This window comes from Maricaulis sp. (assembly GCF_048270265.1).
Lineage (GTDB): Bacteria > Pseudomonadota > Alphaproteobacteria > Caulobacterales > Maricaulaceae > Maricaulis.
On record NZ_JBLWTD010000002.1, the window covers coordinates 44,395 to 66,234 of the forward strand.

At 63.3% G+C, this 21,840-nt stretch carries 19 protein-coding genes; 13 read left to right on the plus strand and 6 right to left on the minus strand.

Annotated elements, in window-relative coordinates:
- Positions 1–97: 97 nt before the first annotated feature.
- From ybgF to ACN0YF_RS01900, 6 genes are all read left to right on the plus strand, one after another.
- Entirely contained in the window at positions 98–979 is an 882-nt protein-coding gene (gene ybgF, locus ACN0YF_RS01875; protein WP_417493114.1) for a tol-pal system protein YbgF, read from the plus strand.
- Complete coding sequence (tilS, locus tag ACN0YF_RS01880) at positions 976–2,319, plus strand: tRNA lysidine(34) synthetase TilS (protein ID WP_417493115.1); 1,344 nt, start codon at positions 976–978, stop codon at positions 2,317–2,319. Before ybgF ends, tilS begins: the two co-directional genes overlap by 4 nt.
- 93 nt (positions 2,320–2,412) lie before the next feature.
- Complete coding sequence (gene ftsH / locus ACN0YF_RS01885; RefSeq protein ID WP_417482867.1) at positions 2,413–4,299, plus strand: ATP-dependent zinc metalloprotease FtsH; 1,887 nt, start codon at positions 2,413–2,415, stop codon at positions 4,297–4,299.
- Positions 4,300–4,426: 127 nt separating this feature from the next.
- Positions 4,427–5,257: a dihydropteroate synthase gene (gene folP / locus ACN0YF_RS01890; protein ID WP_417493116.1), complete on the plus strand. Its 831-nt coding sequence runs from the start codon at positions 4,427–4,429 to the stop codon at positions 5,255–5,257.
- On the plus strand, positions 5,254–5,901 hold the full coding sequence (locus ACN0YF_RS01895) for a glutathione S-transferase family protein (RefSeq protein WP_417493117.1): 648 nt from the start codon (positions 5,254–5,256) through the stop codon (positions 5,899–5,901). The genes folP and ACN0YF_RS01895 overlap by 4 nt, the downstream gene beginning before the upstream one ends.
- Positions 5,901–6,242 (plus strand): DMT family transporter, encoded by a 342-nt coding sequence (locus tag ACN0YF_RS01900; protein ID WP_417493190.1) that lies wholly within the window; start codon positions 5,901–5,903, stop codon positions 6,240–6,242. Before ACN0YF_RS01895 ends, ACN0YF_RS01900 begins: the two co-directional genes overlap by 1 nt.
- Here ACN0YF_RS01900 and ACN0YF_RS01905 read toward each other — a convergent pair.
- The 3 genes from ACN0YF_RS01905 to ACN0YF_RS01915 form a co-directional block, all read right to left on the minus strand.
- Entirely contained in the window at positions 6,239–7,441 is a 1,203-nt protein-coding gene (locus ACN0YF_RS01905; RefSeq protein ID WP_417493118.1) for a M24 family metallopeptidase, read from the minus strand. The two genes, ACN0YF_RS01900 and ACN0YF_RS01905, sit on opposite strands and share 4 nt — an antisense overlap.
- Positions 7,442–7,548: 107 nt before the next feature.
- A complete protein-coding gene (locus ACN0YF_RS01910; RefSeq protein ID WP_417493119.1) occupies positions 7,549–8,685 on the minus strand; it encodes a 2OG-Fe(II) oxygenase in 1,137 nt (378 codons plus the stop codon).
- A 46-nt stretch (positions 8,686–8,731) separates the two neighbouring features.
- Positions 8,732–9,739, minus strand: a complete 1,008-nt coding sequence (locus ACN0YF_RS01915) for an RluA family pseudouridine synthase (protein WP_417493120.1) — start codon at positions 9,737–9,739, stop codon at positions 8,732–8,734.
- A 165-nt stretch (positions 9,740–9,904) separates the two neighbouring features.
- On the opposite strand from ACN0YF_RS01915, the gene ACN0YF_RS01920 reads away from it, so the two are divergent.
- Together ACN0YF_RS01920 and ACN0YF_RS01925 are read left to right on the plus strand one after the other, a co-directional pair.
- Positions 9,905–12,277, plus strand: a complete 2,373-nt coding sequence (locus ACN0YF_RS01920) for a TonB-dependent receptor (RefSeq protein ID WP_417493121.1) — start codon at positions 9,905–9,907, stop codon at positions 12,275–12,277.
- Between the two features lie 172 nt (positions 12,278–12,449).
- Positions 12,450–14,153, plus strand: a complete 1,704-nt coding sequence (locus ACN0YF_RS01925) for an alkaline phosphatase D family protein (RefSeq protein ID WP_417493122.1) — start codon at positions 12,450–12,452, stop codon at positions 14,151–14,153.
- Between the two features lie 4 nt (positions 14,154–14,157).
- On the opposite strand, the gene ACN0YF_RS01930 is transcribed toward ACN0YF_RS01925, so the two are convergent.
- From ACN0YF_RS01930 to folE, 3 genes are all read right to left on the minus strand, one after another.
- Positions 14,158–15,486 (minus strand): type II toxin-antitoxin system HipA family toxin, encoded by a 1,329-nt coding sequence (locus ACN0YF_RS01930; RefSeq protein ID WP_417493123.1) that lies wholly within the window; start codon positions 15,484–15,486, stop codon positions 14,158–14,160.
- A complete protein-coding gene (locus ACN0YF_RS01935; protein WP_417482876.1) occupies positions 15,464–15,820 on the minus strand; it encodes a helix-turn-helix transcriptional regulator in 357 nt (118 codons plus the stop codon). The genes ACN0YF_RS01930 and ACN0YF_RS01935 overlap by 23 nt, the downstream gene beginning before the upstream one ends.
- 129 nt (positions 15,821–15,949) lie before the next feature.
- A complete protein-coding gene (folE, locus tag ACN0YF_RS01940) occupies positions 15,950–16,573 on the minus strand; it encodes a GTP cyclohydrolase I FolE (protein WP_417482877.1) in 624 nt (207 codons plus the stop codon).
- A 237-nt stretch (positions 16,574–16,810) separates the two neighbouring features.
- Between folE and cysS the strand changes: the two genes are divergently transcribed.
- From cysS to thrS, 5 genes are all read left to right on the plus strand, one after another.
- Positions 16,811–18,202, plus strand: a complete 1,392-nt coding sequence (gene cysS, locus ACN0YF_RS01945) for a cysteine--tRNA ligase (RefSeq protein ID WP_417493124.1) — start codon at positions 16,811–16,813, stop codon at positions 18,200–18,202.
- Complete coding sequence (locus ACN0YF_RS01950; RefSeq protein WP_417482879.1) at positions 18,202–18,498, plus strand: hypothetical protein; 297 nt, start codon at positions 18,202–18,204, stop codon at positions 18,496–18,498. Before cysS ends, ACN0YF_RS01950 begins: the two co-directional genes overlap by 1 nt.
- 424 nt (positions 18,499–18,922) lie before the next feature.
- Positions 18,923–19,375, plus strand: coding sequence for an iron-sulfur cluster assembly scaffold protein (locus ACN0YF_RS01955; protein ID WP_417482880.1), 453 nt, complete (start codon positions 18,923–18,925; stop codon positions 19,373–19,375).
- A gap of 148 nt (positions 19,376–19,523) precedes the next feature.
- On the plus strand, positions 19,524–19,898 hold the full coding sequence (yidD, locus tag ACN0YF_RS01960; RefSeq protein ID WP_417467247.1) for a membrane protein insertion efficiency factor YidD: 375 nt from the start codon (positions 19,524–19,526) through the stop codon (positions 19,896–19,898).
- Positions 19,895–21,829 (plus strand): threonine--tRNA ligase, encoded by a 1,935-nt coding sequence (gene thrS / locus ACN0YF_RS01965; RefSeq protein ID WP_417482881.1) that lies wholly within the window; start codon positions 19,895–19,897, stop codon positions 21,827–21,829. The genes yidD and thrS overlap by 4 nt, the downstream gene beginning before the upstream one ends.
- Positions 21,830–21,840: the final 11 nt, after the last annotated feature.

Sequence of the window (21,840 nt, forward strand, 5' to 3'; positions counted from 1 at the left end):
CCACCATGTCACGGGCGTTTTCCTTTGATACGCGGCAAGCCCTGCCAGACGGGGCGAACGCCGTAATTTTGCCGTCCTCTTGCATTAGGTCCGCATCATGATCCGATCTCTTTGTCTCTCCGCCCTGGCCGCCACATTGCTTGTGGCCGCTCCCGCTCACGCCCAGTCCCGCCGGGAAATGACCGAGCGCATCGATGCGACCGAAGTGCGTATCGGCCGGCTCGAAGAGAGTTTCCTGGCCGGTGATCCTGTCGCCGACACCCTGATGCAACGCCTCGACGCCCTCGACTACCAGGTGCGCGAGATGACCGGCGAGATCGAACGCCTCTCCTTCGAGAACCGGCAGCTGCGCCAGCAGGTCGAACAGCTCCAGCGCCAGCCCCGGACTGTGGAGCCCGCGCCGGTCGCTGCCGGTGCTGTCGCGCCTGATGACGAGGCCGCCGCCTGGATGCAGGACGGTCTCGACCGTGCCGCCGATGGCGACGATCCGGCCAATCTGGCCGTGGTCAATCCTGACGATCCCTTCGCCGGGGAACGCGCTGCAGCCACGGGCGTGCTCGGTGGTGCGCCGCGGGCGCCGGCGCTGCCTGCCGCCGACCCGTCCGCGATCTATGACGATGCCCGTGCCCGGCTGCTTGATGGCGATTTCGACGGTGCCCAGGCCGGTTTCGAGACTTTCGTGACCGATCATGGCGATGATCCCCGTGCCGGTGAGGCCTGGTACTGGCTGGGAGAAACCTTCTTCGTCCGCAATGATTTCACCCAGTCTGCCGACGCCTATATCGCCGCCCTGCGGGCCCAGCCGGAGGGCGCGCGCGCGCCGGACGCGCTGGTGCGTCTGGCAGCGTCGCTGCACGGGCTCGGCCGCACCGAGGATGCCTGCAGCACGCTGGCCCGCTTCGGACGCCAATTCCCCAATGCCTCGGCCGCTTCGCGTGACCGGGCAAGCCGGGAATCGGTTCGCGCCGGCTGCCAGTGACAGCGGGCGCGGCACTTCCCAAACGACTGCATGCATGGCTCGATCAGGCGCATCCCGGATCGGGGCCGATCGGTCTGGCCTATTCCGGCGGCGGTGATTCCCATGCCCTGCTCTGTCTCGCTGCGCAGTGGGCCAGCGCGCGCGGGGTTGTCCTGCATGCGCTGACCGTCGATCACCAGCTGCGTCCCGAGAGCGGCGACGAGGCCGAACGGGCCCTGGAGGCTGCACGCAGGCTCGGTGCCGAGCGGGTCCTGTTGCGCTGGACCGGCGACAAGCCATCCACGGGTATCCAGGCCGCCGCGCGCCAGGCGCGGCATGTCCTGCTGGCGGAAGCCTGCCGGGTCCGCAAGATTGATCAATTGCTTCTGGCGCATACGCTCGATGACCAGGCCGAGACTGTGTGGATGCGGCTGCAGGCCGGCGGTGGCTGGCGTGGCTGTGCCGCGATGGCGCCACGCGCCGCTTCACCGGTCTGGCCCCAGGGGCGCGGCATTGTACTCCTGCGGCCCCTGCTCGATGTGCGCCGGGCGGAGCTTCGCGACTATCTGACCGGGGCGGGCGAAGGCTGGATCGAGGATTCATCCAATACCGATCCGCGCTATACAAGAATTGCCGTGCGCCGGCGTCTGGCAAGGCTGGAACCGGCGGGCCTGCAAATCGACCGGTTCACCGGCTGGAGCCGCGATATCGCGGGCATTGAGCGCAGCGAGCGCAGTGCCGCTGCGGCGCTGGGTGAGACAGCTGTCCGCTTCCATTCCTGGGGTGGGGCGGAGCTGGACGTGGAATGCCTGGCCCGTGCCGCACCCGTGATCCGGAGCCGTCTGGTCGAGGCGGTGACCCTGGCGCTGTCAGGCCGTGCCGATACGCCGCGCCGGGCCGCGCTGGACGGGCTGGTTGATGCCCTGCTTCGGCGGCGCGCCGGCAGTGCTGCCGGCGTGCAGACCCTGCAGTGGCGCGGTGCGAGCTGGATCATTCGCGACCCCGGCGCCGTCCTCGGGCGGGTCGACCGGCCAGGCCGCAAATCCTTCCCGGTGCTGCAAAATTCCGTGCTGGTCTGGGATGGTCGTTACGAGATTGAAACCTCCGGCGTGAATATCATCGCCGAACCTTTGGGCAAGGGGTATAAGGGAGTTGGTGATCGCGCCGATCTGGAGGCCATTCCGGGCCTGGCGCGAAGCGGTTTGCTGACGCTGCGTTCCCGGGGCGAGGTGTTGGCTATTGCCGGTGTACGGCATCATCCTCAACTGAGGATCGTGCCATTGATGGCGCAGAGGTTTCAAAGCCGCCTGCTCTATGATGCGCCACCAAAACAGGGTGTGAGCCAACCGGCTCCGGCCTGACAGGGCTTGCGGGCTGCGCCTGTGACTCGCACTTCGCGCCCTGAGTGCCCATATCTGGTCTCAGATGACCGCTAGATTGAACGGATGATCCGCATGCAAACGAGAAATATCCTGATTTGGGCCGTTGTGTTCGTGCTGTTGCTGGCACTTGTGCAGCTCGTCAGCCGTTCCGGCGAAGCCGTCGCCCCGACCAGTCAGGTGACCTATTCGGAATTTCTCGGCCGTGTGGAACGCCATGAAATCTCGTCGGTGACGATCCAGGGCGACACCATCCGTGCCGAGAGCGGTACCGGTCAGACCATCGAGGCCATGCTGCCGCCGCAGGACAACCAGACGGTTGAGATTCTGCGCGAAGCCGGCATCAATATCGATGTCGAGCCGGTCGATACGGACGGTAATTTCTTCGTCAATATCCTGATCAACTACTTCCCCTTCCTGCTGCTGATCGGTGTGTGGATCTTCTTCATGCGCCAGATGCAGGGCGGCGGTCGCGGCGGTGCGATGGGGTTTGGCAAGTCCAAGGCCCGGCTGCTGACCGAGACCCATGGCCGCAAGACGTTTGAGGACGTGGCCGGTGTCGATGAGGCCAAGGAAGAGCTGCAGGAAGTCGTCGAATTCCTCAGGGATCCGAGCAAATTCCAGCGCCTCGGCGGCAAGATCCCCAAGGGCGTTCTGCTCGTTGGCCCTCCGGGTACCGGCAAGACCCTTCTGGCCCGCGCCGTGGCCGGCGAAGCCAATGTGCCCTTCTTCACGATCTCCGGGTCTGATTTCGTTGAAATGTTCGTCGGTGTTGGTGCCAGCCGGGTCCGCGACATGTTCGAACAGGCCAAGAAGAACGCGCCCTGCATCATCTTTATCGACGAAATCGATGCTGTTGGCCGCTCGCGCGGTGCCGGTATCGGTGGCGGCAATGATGAGCGCGAACAGACGCTGAACCAGCTCCTGGTCGAGATGGACGGGTTCGAGGCCAATGAGGGCGTGATCCTGATCGCCGCGACCAACCGTCCCGACGTGCTCGATCCGGCGCTGATGCGTCCGGGCCGTTTTGACCGCGAAGTCGTGGTCGGCAATCCCGACATCATCGGCCGCGAGAAGATCCTCAAGGTTCACATGCGTGATGTCCCGCTGGCGACCGATGTTGATCCGCGCGTGATCGCGCGTGGCACACCCGGTTTCTCCGGGGCTGACCTCGCCAATCTGGTCAATGAGGCCGCCTTGCTGGCCGCGCGCCGCAACAAGCGTGTCGTCTCGATGGCCGAATTCGAGGATGCCAAGGACAAGGTCATGATGGGCCCCGAGCGGCGCTCGATGGTCATGACCGATGAGGAAAAGAAGCTCACCGCCTATCACGAGGCCGGTCACGCCCTTGTCGGCCTCAACATGCCGCAGCATGATCCGCTGCATAAGGTCACGATTATCCCGCGTGGCCGTGCTCTGGGCGTCACGTTCAACCTGCCGGAATCCGACCGGTTGAGCTATACGCGCCAGTATTGCGTCTCCCGACTGGCTTCCATGTTCGGCGGGCGGGAAGCGGAAATCATCGCCTTCGGTCCGGAAAACGTCACCAATGGCGCCACCAGCGACATCCAGCAGGCGACCAGCATGGCCCGGGCCATGGTGATGGAATGGGGCATGTCCGAGAAACTCGGCCGCGTGCGCTACCAGAACCAGTCTTATGAGGCGCCGAATATCTCGCCCGATACGGCCGAATTGATCGACAAGGAAGTCCGCACTCTGATCGAGGAAGCCGAGACCACGGCGCGCCGCATCCTGACCGAGCATCGCAAGGAACTCGATGTGCTGGCCGAAGGCCTGCTGGAATTCGAGGTCCTGACAGGCCAGGAGGTCCGTGACCTGCTCGACGGCAAGCGCCCGACGCGTCCCGACGAGCCGGCCGCACCATCTTCGCCGCCGCCGGCAAGTGCCGTCCCGACGACTGATGACGGCCCGGCGATCGATCCGGAGCCGCAAGGCGCCTGATCCGGTCATTGAACTGAGTAATGAAAGCTCCCGGTGTCTCGCATCGGGGGCTTGTTCTTGCCTGACAGGCGCAGCAGTGCGCGCTGCGCGTCTTGCCATTCCGATACGGGCGGACTAGCACGGCAGGATGCGCAATATCCGATCCCGCCGCCAGTCCGGCATCCCCTTCATCATGGGCGTTCTCAACGTCACCCCCGACAGTTTTTCCGATGGCGGTGATTTCATCGACCAGCACGCCGCCGTCGAGCGCGGGCTGGAGATGCTGAAGAATGGCGCCGATGTCATCGATATCGGTGGCGAGTCGACGCGGCCCGGTGCTCAGCCTGTCGATGCGGCCGAGGAGATGCGCCGCGTCATCCCGGTGATCAAGACCCTGCGCGAGCAGACGGCGGCGCGTATCTCGATCGATACCTGCAAACCTGACGTTGCCCGCGCCGCGATCGGAGCCGGGGCTGATATCTGGAATGATGTCATGGCCCTCCGCGCGGAGGGTGCTGTCGCCACCGCTGCCGAACTCGGTGTGCCGGTGATCCTCATGCATATGGCGGGCACGCCCACGACGATGCAGAAGGCGCCGCAATATCGCGATGTCGTCAGCGAAGTGTGCGAATTCCTCACCGAGCGTGCCGATATCGCCATGGCCGGCGGCGTCGATGCCGGCAGTATCTGGCTCGATCCGGGGATCGGTTTCGGCAAGTCACTCGACCATAACCTCGCCCTGATGCACGATCTCGATCAGGTCATCGCCCTGGGCTATCCGGTGTTGTTCGGCGCCTCACGCAAGCGCTTCATTGCCGCAATCGATGACGGCGCCGACGAGACCGAACGGCTCGGCGGCTCGCTCGCCGCCGCCCTGCGCGCGGCCCAGGCGGGAGCTGCCATGGTGCGCGTTCACGATATCCGCATGACTGTGCAGGCGCTGAAAGTGCAGGCCGCCATTCGCGAGGGCCGGGCATGAGCTATACCCTCTACGGCCAGCACGGCTTCGGTTCGACCTGTGTCGAGGCGGCGCTCGAACTGCACGGCATCCCCTATGATTTCGAGATCGCCGACCCGCTCGACGGCGTTGAAGGTCTGGCGCGGGTCAAGTCGGTCAATCCCGCCGGTCAGGTGCCGGCGCTGATCCTGCCCAATGACGATGTCATGACCGAAAGCGCCGCGATCCTGATCTGGCTCGGCGATCTGGACGGTCAGTATCGCTGGGCGCCGCGTCCCGACGCACCCGAGCGGGCCGAATACCTGCGCTGGATGGTGTTCATGTCGTCCAGCTTCTATTCGACGCTGGCGATATCCGACGGTCCGGCGCGCTTCCACCCGGATCCGGCGACCCACAAGACCCTGCTGCACCAGGCCAATGAACGGCGCAAGCAGATGTGGCGCATCATCGACAATGCTTTCAAGGGCGCGCCGAAACCCTATCTGCTCGGTGAGAAGATGAGCCTGCTCGATGTCTATGTTGCGATGATGAGCCATTGGCCGCCGCGCGGCGGCTGGTTCCTGGAACATTGTCCCAATCTGGCCGGCGCTGTGCGGGCGACGGAGAAACATCCCGTCATTCGCGAGGTTTGGCGCCGTAATTTTGATCTGGAGGTACAGGCATGATGGCCTTTTTGACCGGACCCTGGACGCTGCTGGTGATGGGCGGGATTTTCGAAATGGCCTGGGCGCTGGGCTTCAAATATGTCGACCGCCAGGCGCCACTCTGGCAGCACGCCGCCGTGCTCGCCGCCCTGGCTGCCTCGATGGTCTTGCTGTTCGCGGCGATGAAGCATCTGCCCGCCGGCACCGCCTATGCGGTGTGGACCGGTATCGGAACGCTCGGCGTCGCCACGATCGGGATCCTTGTGTTCAAGGAGCCGGTGACGATTGCGCGGATACTGTTCCTGACGCTGATCATGATCGGCATACTCGGCCTGCGGCTGAGCGGCGACGGGTCACACTAGCCGAACGGATCCTCGATCGATTTCGACGGCTCGGTGAACCAGCGCGGGCCATCGGCGGTCATGTAGAAATGGTCCTCGAGCCGGATGCCGAATTCGCCCGGCACGCAGATCATCGGCTCGTTGGAAAAACACATCCCCGTTTCGAGCGGCGTCTCGTCACCGCCGACCAGATAGGGCGCCTCGTGGATGTCGAGCCCGATTCCGTGCCCGGTGCGGTGGGGGATGCCGGGCAATTGATAACCCGGCCCGAAACCACGCGTCTCCGCTTCGGCGCGCGCCGCCGCATCGACACTGGCGCAGCTGCGGCCCAGTTGCGCGGCCTCGAAAGCCGCGAGCTGGCAGGCCTTTTCCGCATCCCAGACCTCACGCTGGCGCGCCGTCGGCTCACCAAACACATAGGTGCGGGTGATGTCGGACTGATAGCCATGCATGGCGCAACCGGTATCGATCAGCACCACATCGCCGTCCTCGAGTGACTTGGGCCTGGCGACACCATGCGGAAAGGCTGTGTCGGGCCCGAACAACACAATGCAGAAGGTCGACCCGCCCGGCGCCCCGATCCGCTTGTGGGCGGCATGGATGAATTCGGTCACTTCGGCGGTCGTGATGCCGGGCCGCAAGATAGCGCCGGCCGCCTTGTGGACTTCGATCGTCGCGGTCTTGGTTGCCTGCATCAGGGCCAACTCGGCAGCCGATTTGCGGGCGCGGGCCTGCAGGACGGCATTGCCGGCATTGCTGACGCCGCCGCCCAGCGCATCGCTGAGCCCGGTGACGGCGAAGTAGGGCGCTGCCGGATCGACTCCCAGCTTCGCACCAGAGGGCAGGAGGCTCGCAACAAGCGCGTAGGGGCTCTCATGCTCCTCCCAGCCGCTCAAGGGCGCCTCGATGCCCATATAGAGCCTGAGTGTGCCTTCCTCGAAGGCGGGGCCGACATAGGTGAGCCCGCCATCGGCCGTAACCACGGCGCCAACCAGACGTTCCGAGGCCCGCCAGCTCATGCCCGTGTAGTAGGTGAGATTGGTTCCGGCATTGAGCCAGACAGCATCGAGCCCGGCAGCGCGCATGCGCCCGGCCAGACCGGCAAGCCGCGCCCGGTGCTCGTCATGGCTGATAGGCTGGCAATCGCTCAACATCGGTTTGAGACGAGCGAGTCCTGCCTCGGCGGTCGAGCCGCCAACACCGCGTGTGAATTTCGACATGATCGAGCACTCCTTCAGACCTCCGGCCATAAAGGACTGAAGGCACGCCCGCCGTCCATGCCTTCGATCAGGCGCCCTGACGGGGATTGCCGATTGAGGGGCGTGCCCTAGCGCGCGGCCTGTTGCGTCGACGCGTCGTCAAACAGATGGCTGATCAGATTATAGCGCACGCCCTTGGTCGTCTCCTCGACCTCATGCAGAAGGCTGGAGGAAAAGATGAAGGCCGTGCCCGGTTCGCCGCGATAGCCTTGACCGGCATATTCGCGGAAGACCAGCTCGCCGCCCTCATAGTCATCATTGAGGCTGACCGACAGCGCGAAGCGGCGGTATTTGGTGTTCGGACTGGTATTGTCCCGATGCCCCACCTTGATGCCCTCACGCGGTCCCTCATAGCGCGCCACATGCAGCAGTTCCCGGCGGGTGACCTGGAAGGCGAAGGCCTTCTGAATTTGCGGCGTGATGCGTTCGGCGATGCGCTGGTCGAGCCGGGCGAGCAGGGCCGGGTCTTTCAGCACGTGGTCGACCCGGTCCTGCCGGTGATAGTCGGAGGCCATGAACTTGTATTCAGCAGGGTCCTGCGGGTCGGGCCGGTCGACGCGAAATCCGTCAGTCGATTCGAAGCGGTCGATCAACATGCGGCACTCATCTGGGTCGAACGCGCGCGGGATGATGAGGACGGGCGGGTGACCCGGGATCCAGCCCTGCTTGTCCGCCTCCGATTCCTGCAGCTCCAGACCGCGGACGGTTTCCAGTGACTGGTCGATAGCGTCGGGATTATGATTCATGATGCGCCTGACTTGTCCGTTCGCTGAGATGACAATGATCCGGCTGGCGCCGCTCGCCTGCAGGTCATGGCCGTGCTGAGGCCCGAAGCGCGCCAGCAGTGTGCCGTTCGGATCGCCACAGATCGGCGCCCCCAGTCCGGCTTCGCGCTTGATCGCCTGGGCACTTGCCGCATCGGAGTCACTGGTTATGAAAATCAGATGCGCGCCCGCGCTTTTGATACTGGCTTCGCGACCGGCCCACGCCTTCATCCAGGCCGGTAACGCGTCATCGGTCAGCCGGCCGGTGAAAACGAGAATGAGCGGGCGCCCGGCATAGAGGTCGCTACGCAATCGGAGTGACCGGCCGGTTTCGTCGAGTGTTTCGACATCCAGCAGGAAGTCGCCAGCGGTGAGGGCCGAGACGTACCGGCCGAGCAGCGGCGTCGCTCTTTGCATCGCCGGGGTTTTGTGGCTTTCCATTCAGCCACTTTAGTTGCGTGTGCGAACTGAAACAAGCAATATGAGGCTAGAGGCGTTCCAGCACGCGTTCCAGTTCCTTCATATCATCCGGCAATTCGCTCTCGAAGCGCAGAGCCTCGCCGGTCACAGGGTGTTTGAAACCCAGGACGGCAGCATGCAGCGCCTGGCGCCGAAAATCCCGCAGGAAGGGGTCGCAGATCTCAGAACCGAGCAGGCGTCCGCGCTTGGAGCCATAGACCGGATCGCCCAGAAGGTGGCAGCCGATATGGGCCATGTGGACGCGGATCTGGTGCGTGCGGCCGGTCTCGAGGCGGCACTCGATCTTGGCGGCGAGGCCGGCGCCGATCGAGGCGTGCGGATCCTGGCCATAGCGCGCCAGGGTGACGTAATTGGTGATGGCGTGCTTGCCGGCGGTGCTGTTGGGGTCGTGCGGTACTTCAAACTTGGTCCGGTCGCGTGAGGAACGCATCAATTGCGTCTCGATACGTCCGTCCTTGGGATTGGGGGAGTGCCGGGTGAAGGCGATATAGGCGCGCTCGACCGAGTGGCGGGAGAACTGGATCGTCATTCCCTTGTGCGCCGCGTCCGACTTGGCCGCGACCATCACGCCGGATGTATCCTTGTCGAGCCGGTGGACAATACCTGGCCGCTCGACGCCGCCAATGCCTGACAGCGAGCCGGCGCAATGATGCAGCAGGCCGTGCACCAGCGTGCCGGACCAGTTTCCCGGTGCCGGATGCACCGCGAGGCCGACCGGTTTGACCAGTACGACGAGGTCATCGTCTTCATAGAGGATATCGAGATCCATCTTTTCCGGGGTCGGATCCGCGGCGACGGGGGGCGGGACAGTGAGGACATAGACCGCACCGGCCATCACCTTGGCCGAGCAATCGCTCAACACGATGCCGTTGCAGGTCAGCTGTCCGCTATCAACCAGGGTTTTGAGCCGCGACCGGGACAGGGTTTCGAACTGGGCGGTCAGCCAGCGGTCGACGCGCTGGCCGCGCGCCTCGTCATCGGCTGTCGCGGTGAGAGTGTCTTCGGGTCGATTCATGGCCGGACAGTCCCTCAGGCGTAGCAGGAATGCAACGCACGCCTTTTTGCTGCGGTGCGTCAAATACCTGTCATTGCTTTGTCGGGGAAGTGTCATATCCAGCGCGTAGGCCAAGCGGGAACCAGATATGGCTGGCTTTTCCGTACCGTGAACAGGGGACGTTCCATGACTTTCAAGGCCCATCTACTTTGCGCAGCTGCTGCGACTGCCACGCTCGCTTTTGCTGCAGGTGCTCAGGCGCAACAGTCCGAGGCAGCGTCCGCGGGCAGCCATGTCGAGGTTATCCGCGTCACGACCCAGTTCCGCGAACAATCCCTCGCTGACGTGCCGGTGAACGTCGCAGCCTTCGATGCCGAATTGCTTGCCGCGCTCGACATCCAGGATTTCGAGGATCTCGCCGCCTTCACGCCCGGCCTGATTGTGCAGGAACAGAGCCCCAACAATACCGGCTATTCGATTCGCGGCATCACCACCGATAGTGGCGAAGCGACGTCCGAGACCCGCGTTGCTGTATTCCAGGACGGTGTTTCGGTCACCCGCTCGCGCGGTTCCTATATCGAATTGTTCGATATCGAACGCGTTGAAGTCGCCAAGGGCCCGCAACCGACCCTGTTTGGTCGCGGCGCACTGATTGGCGGTATCAATATCATCCAGAACAAGGCCGATGACGAGTTCTCTGCCTCGGCCGAAATCGGTGTCGGCAATGACGGTCAGCGCGAAGCGCGCGGTCATGTCAATTTCCGACTCGCCGAGGACTACGGGCTTCGCTTCGCGCTCGTCAGCCGCGAACGTGATGGCTATATCGATAATGTCCTCGGTGGCCGTGACCTGCAGGGCCGTGACACCTGGGCTGCACGTGCCGTGCTCTCGGGCCAGCCCAATGAGCGCTTCTCATTCGATCTCGTCGCCAACTACCAGGAAGACACGCCTCCGGGGACGTCCTTCAAATCGGGCACATTCCTGGTTCCCGGTGGCGATACCAATCCGTTTACGCCTGCAGCGCTGAACTCGATCGCCGGGTTCGAGGGCGACCGGGAACTCGGCCTCGAGCGGACGGTGCGCGGCGTCACGGTGCTGGGCACCCTCGACCTCAATGACGCCTGGACGCTGTCCTCGATCACCGGCTGGCGCGATTTCGACTCGGTCGAGATATTCGATCCCGAAGGTTCAGCCCTGCCAATGGTGGTGCTCGGTGAAGACGCGACCGGCGAGCAGGCGAGCCAGGAATTCCGCTTCTCCTACGACAATGGCGGTCAGTGGACCGGCTCGGTCGGCTTGCTCGCCTTCCACGAGACCGGCACCCAGCGCATCCCGGTCGGGCTCAATGAAGCCCAGATCCAGGCGCTGCTGGCCCCGACCCTGGCGGCCGGTTTCGGTGCCAGCGTGGCGGAGCTGGAAGGTCTGCTGGCGCTCAATGGCTTTCCGGGCGTGCAGCTTGCCAACCCCTACAACCCCTTCCCCTATTCAGTGGCGGCCCTGCTGGGTCAGGGCCAGCTGGTGCCGCTGCGCGATCTTTATCTCGAAGAGGGCTCCAACTCCGGCGAGACGACCTCCTATGATATCTTCGCCGATGCCTCCTATGAGGTGAATGATCGTCTGACGCTCACCGCGGGCCTGCGCTGGACCCGCGAGGACAAGACCTCTTCCGGCTATGGCCGCAATATCGCGGGGCCGAACTTCGTCACCTTCGCCGACACCCTCATCTTGCCCGCCACGCCGGGTGGCGCGGAAGTGTCGGATTCGGGCGAGTTCGATGACTTCACCTGGCGGTTCGCCGCGTCCTACGCGCTCACCGATCAGGCCAATGCCTGGATCAGCTATGCCCGTGGGCGCCGACCCGACGTGATCTCTCTCGACAGCTCGTCGGCGACGATGTTCTCGACTTCTCCGGCGGAGATTGTCGACTCGATCGAGGCCGGGGCTTTCTGGACCTTTGGTGCCGGTTCGGTGTCGGGATCGATCTTCTATTCGGAATACGAGAATTTCCAGACCACCCGTTTCGACCCCAACCAGGTCAGTTTTGTTGTCGACAACGCCGGTAGCGCGACCCAGTACGGGCTTGAGCTGCAGGGCGAATACGCGTTCGGTGACCGGATCAGTCTCTACGCGACCTATGCCTATAACTCGGCGACCTTCGACGACACCGATGATGCCGGCAATGCCCTCGAGCTGGCGGGCAATACCTTCCGCTATGCACCGGAGCACTCCGCCTCCTTCGGTCTGAATGTGAACCTCGCCGAGGGCGATTGGGGCCGGGTGAGTTTCCTGCCGAGCTATAGCTGGCAGTCGCGCATCTATTTCGACAATGACAATGACCGGTTCGGCGGTATTCTCACCCAGGAGGCCTATGGCCTGCTCAATGCCCGCATCCGGTTCGAGACCGCTGATGAGCGCTATCATGCCGAGATTTACGGCTCCAACCTCACCGATGAGGACTATCTGATCGATGCCGGCAATACGGGCGGCTCCTTCGGTATCCCGACCTTCATCGCCGGCTCGCCACTGCTCTGGGGTGCGCGTATCGGCATGGAATTCTAGGCGCGCGCATTCGGCCGCCAAGTACAGGGGAGGGTATGCCACTCGCAGGCTTCGCGTGGGCACGCCCTCCCATGGGACTTGCAAAACCAACTGGCCTTGCTGCCGTGAACACGCAACAATCCCTGCAGGGTTGGTATAGGCAGCGGACAAACTGTCGGTACGGGAGAATGAGATGAGCAAGATCAAGCTGACGCGGCGGGCCGCGCTTATGGGCGCCGCGGGTGCCTCACTCGCAGTCGGCGCCTGCTCGCCGCGCATCGAAGCCTTTCAGCCGGCGAGCCAGGATGGCCCCTTCCGTCACGGCGTTGCCTCGGGTGATCCGGACCAGACCAGCGTGATGTTATGGACGGCCCTGACCAATGATGGCGGCGGCTATCGCGGCGTCGAGGTCGCAACCGATCCCGGATTCGAGACCATCGTGTTCGAGAGTGGCGAGGATATCCGCTATGTCATGATGCAGCCGCTGGGGACGCTGAAAATCCTGGCGACCGGACTTCGGCCGGGCCAGACCTATTTCTATCGCTTCCGTCTCGACGATGCCTATTCCCCGGTCGGGACCACGCGCACCCTGCCGGTTGGCGCGGTCGGCACCTACACGATCGGCATTTTTTCCTGCGCCAACTTCCCGGCCGGGCATTTCAATGTCTATCGCGAGGCGGCGGAAAATGGCGGGCTCGATCTCGTCCTTCACCTCGGCGATTATCTCTACGAATACGCCATGGGCCAGTATGCGACCGGCAATGCCGAGGCGCTCAATCGTGTGCCCGACCCGGTCCATGAAATGATCTCGGCGGCCGATTACGTCGCCCGCCACGCCCAGTACAAGTCCGATCCCGACCTGCAGGCCCTGCACGCCGCTGCGCCCTGGATCATGACCTGGGATGATCACGAGACGGCCAATGACAGCAATCGGGACGGTGCGGAAAACCACAATGAAGGTGAGGGCAGCTGGGATGATCGCCGCACGGCGGCCTTGCGTGCCTGGTATGACTGGACTCCTACACGCGAGCCCGAGGGCGATAATCGCCAGCGCTATGGCGCCTATGAGATCGGTGACCTGGCCACGCTGGTGATGCTGGAATCCCGCCTGACCGACCGCGACCCGCAAGTCTCGCTCGACAGTTTCCCGGTCGCGTCCGATGCCGATGACAGCGATCCGGATGTGCTGGCCGCTGTCGCCGCCTGGAAGCGCGACGTGGTTGGTGATGAGAGCCGGACCCTGGTCGGGGAGCAGCAGATCGCCGGCATTCGTGATGCCTGCGCTGCCTCGCTGGCGGCGGGCAAACCGTGGCGTATTCTCGGTAACCAGGTGATCATGGCGCGGGTGAACTTCCCGAACTTCGCGGAAGAAATGCCCGGCTGGTTGCGCTGGTACGCCACGCGCGACAGCGAGTTTGCCCGCAATTTCATCATGCGCACCCGCTTTGAAGTCCCCTTCAATCTCGACATGTGGGACGGCTACCCCGCCGAGCGCGAGCGGCTCTATGCCGCCCTGCGCGAGGTCGGTGCCGATGTCATCACCGTTACCGGCGATGTGCATTCCTTCTGGGCCAATGACCTGGTCGACAATTCCGGTCACCGGATCGGCACCGAACTGGTCGGTGCCTCGGTCACCAGCCCGTCGCCATTTTCCGGCTTTGCCGCACCGGGGGTCGATTACGGCAAGATGATGCGCGAGGCCAATCGTGATGTTGCCCAGTGCAATATGGTCGATCACGGCTTCATCAGGCTGACCCTGACGCCGAATGAGGCGCTGGCCGATTTCGTGACCGTCTCGACAATCGACAGCCGTGACTACCGCGCCGGGATCGACAGTCAGTGGCGGATGCAGCCTGCCCAGGGCGGCGAGGCTCCGGTGGCCGAGCGGGTCGGCTAGCGCGTCAGAACTTCAGTCTGAAACCGGCCCGGGCGCGCTGTGCGAGCGTGTCCGGGACACCGGCCGCACTGGCGTGAGCGGGCCAGTTATGTGCCGCCGCGAGGATATCGCCCAGCATCCGCTTGAGCTTGGCCGGCTTGATATCGGCATAGCGTCCGAAGGCCATGAGATCCTCCAGAGTGAAATCGCGGGTCTTGCCGGCCAGTGACATCTGGTGCTGGTGCGTCCACTGGCCGTCGGGATTATGGGCATAGACCACGTCGAAGGCGGGCGCGAGCCGCCATTGGCCGGTCTTGTCCATCAGATAGGCGATATTCTTGACGTGATCATCCTGGTTGCGGATGACGATATTGAGCAGGGCGCGGCGCACCTGCTGCTCAATCGCCTCAGGGCCGAGACCGAGCATGCGGATCGTCTCGATCGCCTGTTCATAGGAATAGGCGCGCGGCAGGTTGAAATCGAAATGGCGCATCGCGCAGAGCGATTGCATGTGCAGCTTGCCGCCGGTTTCGGTGCGGTCAAAGCGCCGGGTCATGAAATGGGCGCGGCCGCCTTCTTCGTGCAGGCGTGAACGGCTCATCTCGACGCCGGCCTCCAGCGCCAGCCGGTAGCAGGCATATTCCAGCCGGCCATAGCCGAGCGGGTCGGCGACTTCCTTGTCGGCATTGCCGCTGACGCCGTCGAATTTCATCAGCCAGTGGGTAAAGCCCGATCCGGTCTCGACCTGGCCGGAATTAAATTCCCCCGTGCTTTCATTCCAGGCCAGCACAGCCTTGGCGCGGGCGCCGCCAGCGGAGGTCCCGACGCGCAGGATATCGCGCAGGGCATCGCGATCATCCTCGCCATCAAGGCTTCCGCCGAGTGCTTCGCGATCCTGGATAACCCTTTGCGCCAGCTCGACCAGCGGCGCGATATCAAGCGCGCGTCCGGCCCGGCCCGGCGTTCCCCGCGAGGGCTCGAATTCCAGTGCGCCCATGCCGCGCGTGCCGGTATAGCAAAGGCGCTCGACCGAGTTGAAACTGCCGGGCGTGCGCCCCTGTTCCGCCAGCCAGCGATCGATCAGAAGATTGCCGAACTTGTCCGGCAGGCTGTCGGCGAGCAGGCCGGGTAGGCCCTTGAAGGTCTCGCGCGGCAGGGCGGGGAAATCGTAGACACCGCGTCGCAGCGGCATGGTCAGCGGGGCGACCTCGATGTGCGAGGCGGCGAATTCGGGCGTGTATTCAAACACGCCGACATCGCGGCTCGCATCCCAGACAACGGCACCGATCATCCGGCCCCACAGATTGACCTTCGCGCGCGTGTTCGGCGTTTCACCCATTGCCCGGCTCGTCATCCCAGCTCCAGGGTGCCGGGTCGCTCTTGCGGTCGCGCACGCGCAGGCGGCGCTGGCCGGTCTCGCTCATCGGGTCGAGCGGGCTGAGACTGGCATCGGGGACAAGTTCGAGAACGCGGTCGGTCAGGCCCAGGGCCCGCAAGACCCGCACCAGCGTCTCGATCGTGCCGCTGGTGCCGGCTTCGAGACGCATCAGGGTCGAGCGGGAAATCCCGGCGCTGGACGCCAGGTCCGCCTGCTTGATGCCACGCGATATCCGATAGGCCTCGATCCGCAGCCCCAGGGCTGCAATGATCTCGGAGACAGGTTGGAGGGATTCTGTGTCAGGGCTCATATCTGATACTTTACAGCGTTTATTGGCCGAAAGGTATCAGATATGACGCATTATAACAACCGATATAGAGGTGCAGATTTGACGCATTAGACTTACATTGCGCTATAATGCATCAAATTTGCGACTTTATCAGAGTCTGGCGTTTTCAGCCAGGCGCATGAAACGGTCACGCAGATTGGCGTCGGTCTTGAATTCGCCGGTAAAGGTCGAGGTGATGGTCGACACATTCGGGTGATGCACACCGCGCGTGGTCATGCACTGGTGTTTGGCGTCGATCAGGATCGCGACTCCGCGTGGCTGCATCGCCTCCATCAGCGCATCGGCGATCTGGGCGGTCATGGTTTCCTGGGTCTGCATGCGTTTGGCGAAAATCTCGACGACGCGGGCGATCTTGGAAATGCCGACTACAGCGGCCGAAGGCAAATAGGCGACATGCGCCACGCCCATGATCGGGGCGAGGTGGTGTTCGCAATGGCTCTCGACATCGATATTGGTCAGCATGACCATGTCGTCATAGCCCTGCACATCCTCGAAGGTCTTGCCGAGCGCGGCGGCCGGATCGGCGCCATATCCGGAAAACCATTCTTCCCAGGCCTTGGCGACGCGTTTCGGGGTGTCGAGCAGGCCTTCACGGGCCGGGTCATCGCCGGCCCAGGCGATCAGCGTGCGAACGGCTTCCTCGGCCTCATGGCGCGAGGGGCGGCCGGTCTCGGTGTCGGGCAGGCGAGCAGAATCAGGTGTCACAGCGTCCATCTCCATGGATCCTTTCGTTGTCGGGTCGGCTCTGCCAGCAGGGCAGATTCCGTAGTGCCGGTTTCCGGATCGGGGATGGTCCGGTGGGTGCTTTCGCAACCAAATCCGTATACCCACCGTGTCCACGCTTTCGCGTATGGAAGCATTTAGGCCTTCCCTGCGGCAATTCCAATGATATGACCGCACCCGAATGATACTTTTTTCAGCATCGACCTATTGAGCGAACGGAATTTTCCCATGGCATCCCTCACCCTTTTCGACACGATGGCCCGTCACAAGCGCCCGTTCGAACCGATCGATCCGGACCGGGTGACGATGTATGTCTGCGGCCCGACGGTTTATAATTACGCCCATATCGGCAATGCGCGTCCGGTCGTCGTGTTCGACGTCCTGTACCGTATCCTACGCCGGGAATTCGGCGTGGATCACGTCGTCTATGCGCGAAACATCACCGATGTTGACGACAAGATCATTGCGGCCGCGAAGGAGCTCGGCGAGCCGATTTCCGAGATCACGGAAAAATTCGCGGCGATCTACAATGCCGACATGGCCGCGCTGGGCGCCCTGCCGCCCACCATCACACCCAAGGCGACCGAGCATATCGGCCAGATGATCGGCATGATCCAGTCGCTGGTCTATGGTGGCCATGCCTATGAGGCGGACGGGCATGTCCTGTTCGATGTCGATTCCTACGAGAAATACGGCAAGCTCTCCAATCGTGATCTCGACGAGATGATCGCCGGCGCCCGGGTCGAAGTGGCCTCCTACAAGCGCAATCCGGCCGACTTCGTGTTGTGGAAGCCGGCTGCCGATGACGAGCCGGGCTGGGACAGCCAGTGGGGCCGCGGCCGTCCGGGCTGGCACCTGGAATGTTCAGCGATGACGGCGGCACATCTCGGTGACACGATCGATATCCATGGCGGCGGCGTTGATCTCGTCTTCCCGCACCATGAAAACGAGATTGCCCAGTCGGTCTGTGCCCATGACGGCGCGCCGATGGCCAATTACTGGCTCCATAACGGCTTTCTCACAATGGGCACCGACAAGATGTCGAAATCCCTCGGCAATGTTCAGCTCGTCCATGATCTCACGGAACGCTATTCCGGCGAGGTGCTGCGCTATGCCCTGCTGACGGCGCATTATCGCGCGCCGCTGACCTGGACGACGGATCTTCTGACCAAGACCCGCCGGGCGCTGGACCGCGTCTATGGAGTCCTGCGCCGGCTCGGCGCTGTCGAAGCGGCACAGACCGAGGCGCCCGAGGCTTTCCTTGAAGCGCTCTATGACGACCTCAACACGCCCAAGGCTCTATCGGAACTGTTCCAGATCGCCGGCGAGGCCAACAAGGCAGAAACCGGTGAAGACAAGGCCCGCGCCAAGGGCGAACTGCTCGCCGCCGGTGCCTTGCTCGGGATTGGCCAGGGCGATCCGGACGAATGGTTCGGTCTCAATGAGCTTGATGCCGCCGAGCGTACCGCGATCGATGATCTGATCGTCAAACGCCAGGTCGCTCGCGAGACCAAGGACTGGGCTGCCGCTGACGCGGTGCGCGCCGAGCTGACCGCGCTCAATGTCCAGGTCGATGACGGCCCGGAAGGCTCGACCTGGCGCAAGCTGGATCAGGCCTGATGGCGCTCACCGGCTTTAATGTCCTGGTCCAGGTCGAGGATGCGGTTGGCGAGGGCTTCGTCACCTATGGTGTCGTCGCCGCCGACAAGGACCAGGCCTGCAAGCTCGCAGCCGGCGCAGCGCAGGCGGAAGGCTTCTGGAATGTCGAGATCGACGAGGCCTGGTGTCCCGAGGGCGTGGATCCGGCCGATCTCGGCGATATCCCCGAAGTGCTGGGCCGGACCGAGCCGACCTATCTTGACGAGGATGAGCTCGACGAGGCCGATGAGCCGGCCCCGGATGATGACGAGGAATAGGGTCGCCAAAAGCATTGACGCCCCATACATGTAGTGTCACTCTTTACGTATCTCACGAAATGTGGTATGAGGCCCTGTCTTTTAATCCGGCGCGAACAGCGCCTCGACCAAAGGTCGGATTAAAAGACAGGGCCTCATCGCGTAAATGCCATTTGCGCGCCAAAAAGTTCAATATTTTCAACATGTTACTGATTCCCGTGGTTTGGTTTCTAACGACAGTTGCCGATTCGCTCGGGCAACTCTTGAACGCTTGGATTATGCACTATTTTGGCCCGTAAGCCCATGTTCAATAAGCGACTTTCTCGATATTAGGGGCGTGTTCTTCCTTGCCCGGAGGGCGCGGGCGTTTTGGAGTGTAGTGTGATGTCTGCGAGCCGCACGACATCTGGCGGCCACCAACAAAAACCCCTATATTCCCGTCAAGATGACAGACGATCTCTACTCCAACGCCGTTTTGCGGCTCGCGGCGGACATTCCGCGCATCGGACGCCTCGCGCATCCGCAAGCCTCCGTGCGCAAGGTGTCGCGCCTGTGCGGCTCGGAGATTGAACTCGACATCATCGTCCAGTCCGGCCATGTCGCCGATCTCGCCTTGCGGGTGAAAGCCTGCGCCTTGGGGCAGGCCTCGGCCTCGATCCTGGCCCGCGCCGCCGTCGGCGCCTCGCTGCGCGAACTGGAACTGGCGCGCGACAGTCTCAAGACGATGCTGAAACAGTCCGGCCCTGCGCCGCGCGGCCGTTTTGCCGAATTGCAGCTGCTGCAAAGTGCGCGTGCCTATCCGGCGCGGCACCAGTCTATCCTGCTGGCCTTCGATGCCGCCGTCGAGGCGGTGACCCGCGCGACTGCGACCCGCCTCGCAACCCCGCTGACCGGCTAGGGTTGTTCGTACCTGCCCAGCCGGCAGGATGAAGCGGACAGCCCGGAAAAAGCAGACAAACCCAACCTCATTTCAATGCGGCCGGCCGCGCGCCTCTCATCTCGACAGTGGACAGGGCGCAGTGCGGCGTTAAAAGGCTTGAATCCAAATGCGTTCGAGCGACGGGATAAACAAGGCCAAGGGGCCGATGGGATGGTTGATGGTCGGCGCGATCCGCGTCTATCAATACAGCCTGTCACCGGTTTTTTACGCCTTTGGCGTGCGGTGCCGCCATGAGCCGACCTGTTCGGCCTATGGCATCGAGGCGATCCGCGCCCAGGGTGGCTGGCGCGGCTTCTGGCTGACCTTTGGTCGGCTCGGGCGCTGCCGACCGGGTGGGAGCCATGGCTTCGATCCGGCCCCGACTGTTCGCACGCAAGTGCCCTGGTGGGCGGTCTGGCGTTTCAGATCCCGCCCGATGCTCGACACTTCGGACCCGCTTCCGCCGGCAGGCCGCGCCGACGACAAGGACGTAGACCAATGATCAATATTACGCTTCCCGATGGTTCCAGCCGCGAATTGCCCGATGGCGCCACGCCGATGGATCTGGCCGAGAACATCTCCAAATCCCTCGCCAAGGTGGCGATGTTCGCCAAGGTGAATGGAAACGACTGGGACCTGACGCGGCCGCTGCCCGGCAGCTGCTCGGTTTCGCTCGTGACGCGCAAGGATGAGGAGGCTCTCGAGATCATCCGCCACGATACGGCGCACATCCTCGCCCAGGCGGTGCAGGAGCTTTTCCCCGGCACGCAGGTCACGATCGGCCCCTCGATCGAGGACGGTTTCTATTATGACTTCGCCCGCGACGAGCCCTTCTCGACGGAGGATTTCGCCGCGATCGAAAAGCGCATGGCCGAGATCGTCGATGCCGATCTGCCCTTCGAGCGCGAGGAAATGGACCGCGATGCCGCCATCGCCATGTTCGAGAAGATGGGCGAGAGCTACAAGGCCGAGCTGATCCGCGATCTGCCCGAGAGCGAGACGATCACGATCTATCGCCAGGGCGAATGGTTCGATCTCTGCCGCGGGCCACACCTGCCCTCGACGGGCAAGATCGGCAAGGCGTTCAAGCTGATGAAGGTGGCCGGTGCCTATTGGCGCGGCGATCATCGCAACGCCATGCTGCAGCGGATCTACGGTACGGCCTGGGGCGACGACAAACAGCTCAAGGCCTATCTCTTCCGTCTGGAAGAAGCCGAGAAACGCGACCACCGCCGTCTCGGCCGCCAGATGGAATTGTTCCACTTCCAGGAAGAAGCCCAGGGCCAGGTGTTCTGGCATCCGGCCGGCTGGCGTCTCTATCGCACGGTGACGAGCTATATGCGCCGGCGTCTGGAAGCCAATGGCTATCAGGAAATCCGCACGCCACAGCTGATGGACCGGAAGTTCTGGGAGGCCTCGGGCCATTGGGACAAGTATCGCGAGAACATGTTCATCTCCTCGATCGACCAGGAAGAGAAAATCCTGGCCGTGAAGCCGATGAACTGCCCCTGCCATGTCCAGGTGTTCAACCAGGGCCAGAAATCCTATCGCGACCTGCCGCTGCGCCTGGCCGAGTTCGGCTCCTGCCACCGCTATGAGCCGTCCGGCTCCCTGCATGGCCTGATGCGCGTGCGCGGCTTCGTGCAGGATGATGCCCATATCTTCTGTACGGTCGAGCAGATCGTCGATGAGGTGAAGGCCTTCTGTGACCTGCTGAAATCCGTCTATTCCGATTTCGGTTTCGAGGAGCCGCGCGTCAAATTCGCCGACCGGCCCGACCAGCGCGTCGGTTCCGACGAGGTCTGGGACAAGGCCGAGGCGGCGCTGCGCACGGCGGCCGAGGCCTCCGGTCTCGACTTCGAATACAATCCCGGCGATGGCGCCTTCTACGGGCCGAAACTCGATTTCGTCGTCAAGGATGCAATCGGACGCGAATGGCAGACGGGCACGATCCAGTGCGATTTCAACCTGCCTGAACGTCTCGATGCCCACTATATCGGCGACGACAATGACAAGCACCGCCCGGTCATGCTCCACCGCGCCATCCTCGGCTCGCTGGAACGTTTTCTCGGTGTGCTGCTGGAAAACTACTCCGGCAAGCTGCCCTTCTGGCTGGCACCGCGCCAGGTCGTGATCGCGACGATCACTTCCGATGCGGATCCCTATGCGGAAGAGGTTCTGGCCGCCATGAAGGCCGCCGGACTGAATGCCGAGACCGATCTTCGCAATGAGAAGATCAACTACAAGGTCCGCGAACATTCGGTCGGCAAGATCCCGGTTATTGCCGTGATCGGCCGCAAGGAAGCGGAGGAGGGCACGCTCGCCCTGCGCTTCCTCGGCGAAGAGGGCAACAAGCAGGAAGTCCTGCCGCTGGCCGAGGCGATCGCTCGCCTGTGTGATGATGCCCGGGCACCGGACCTGAAGCGCGGCTGATGTGAGGCAGG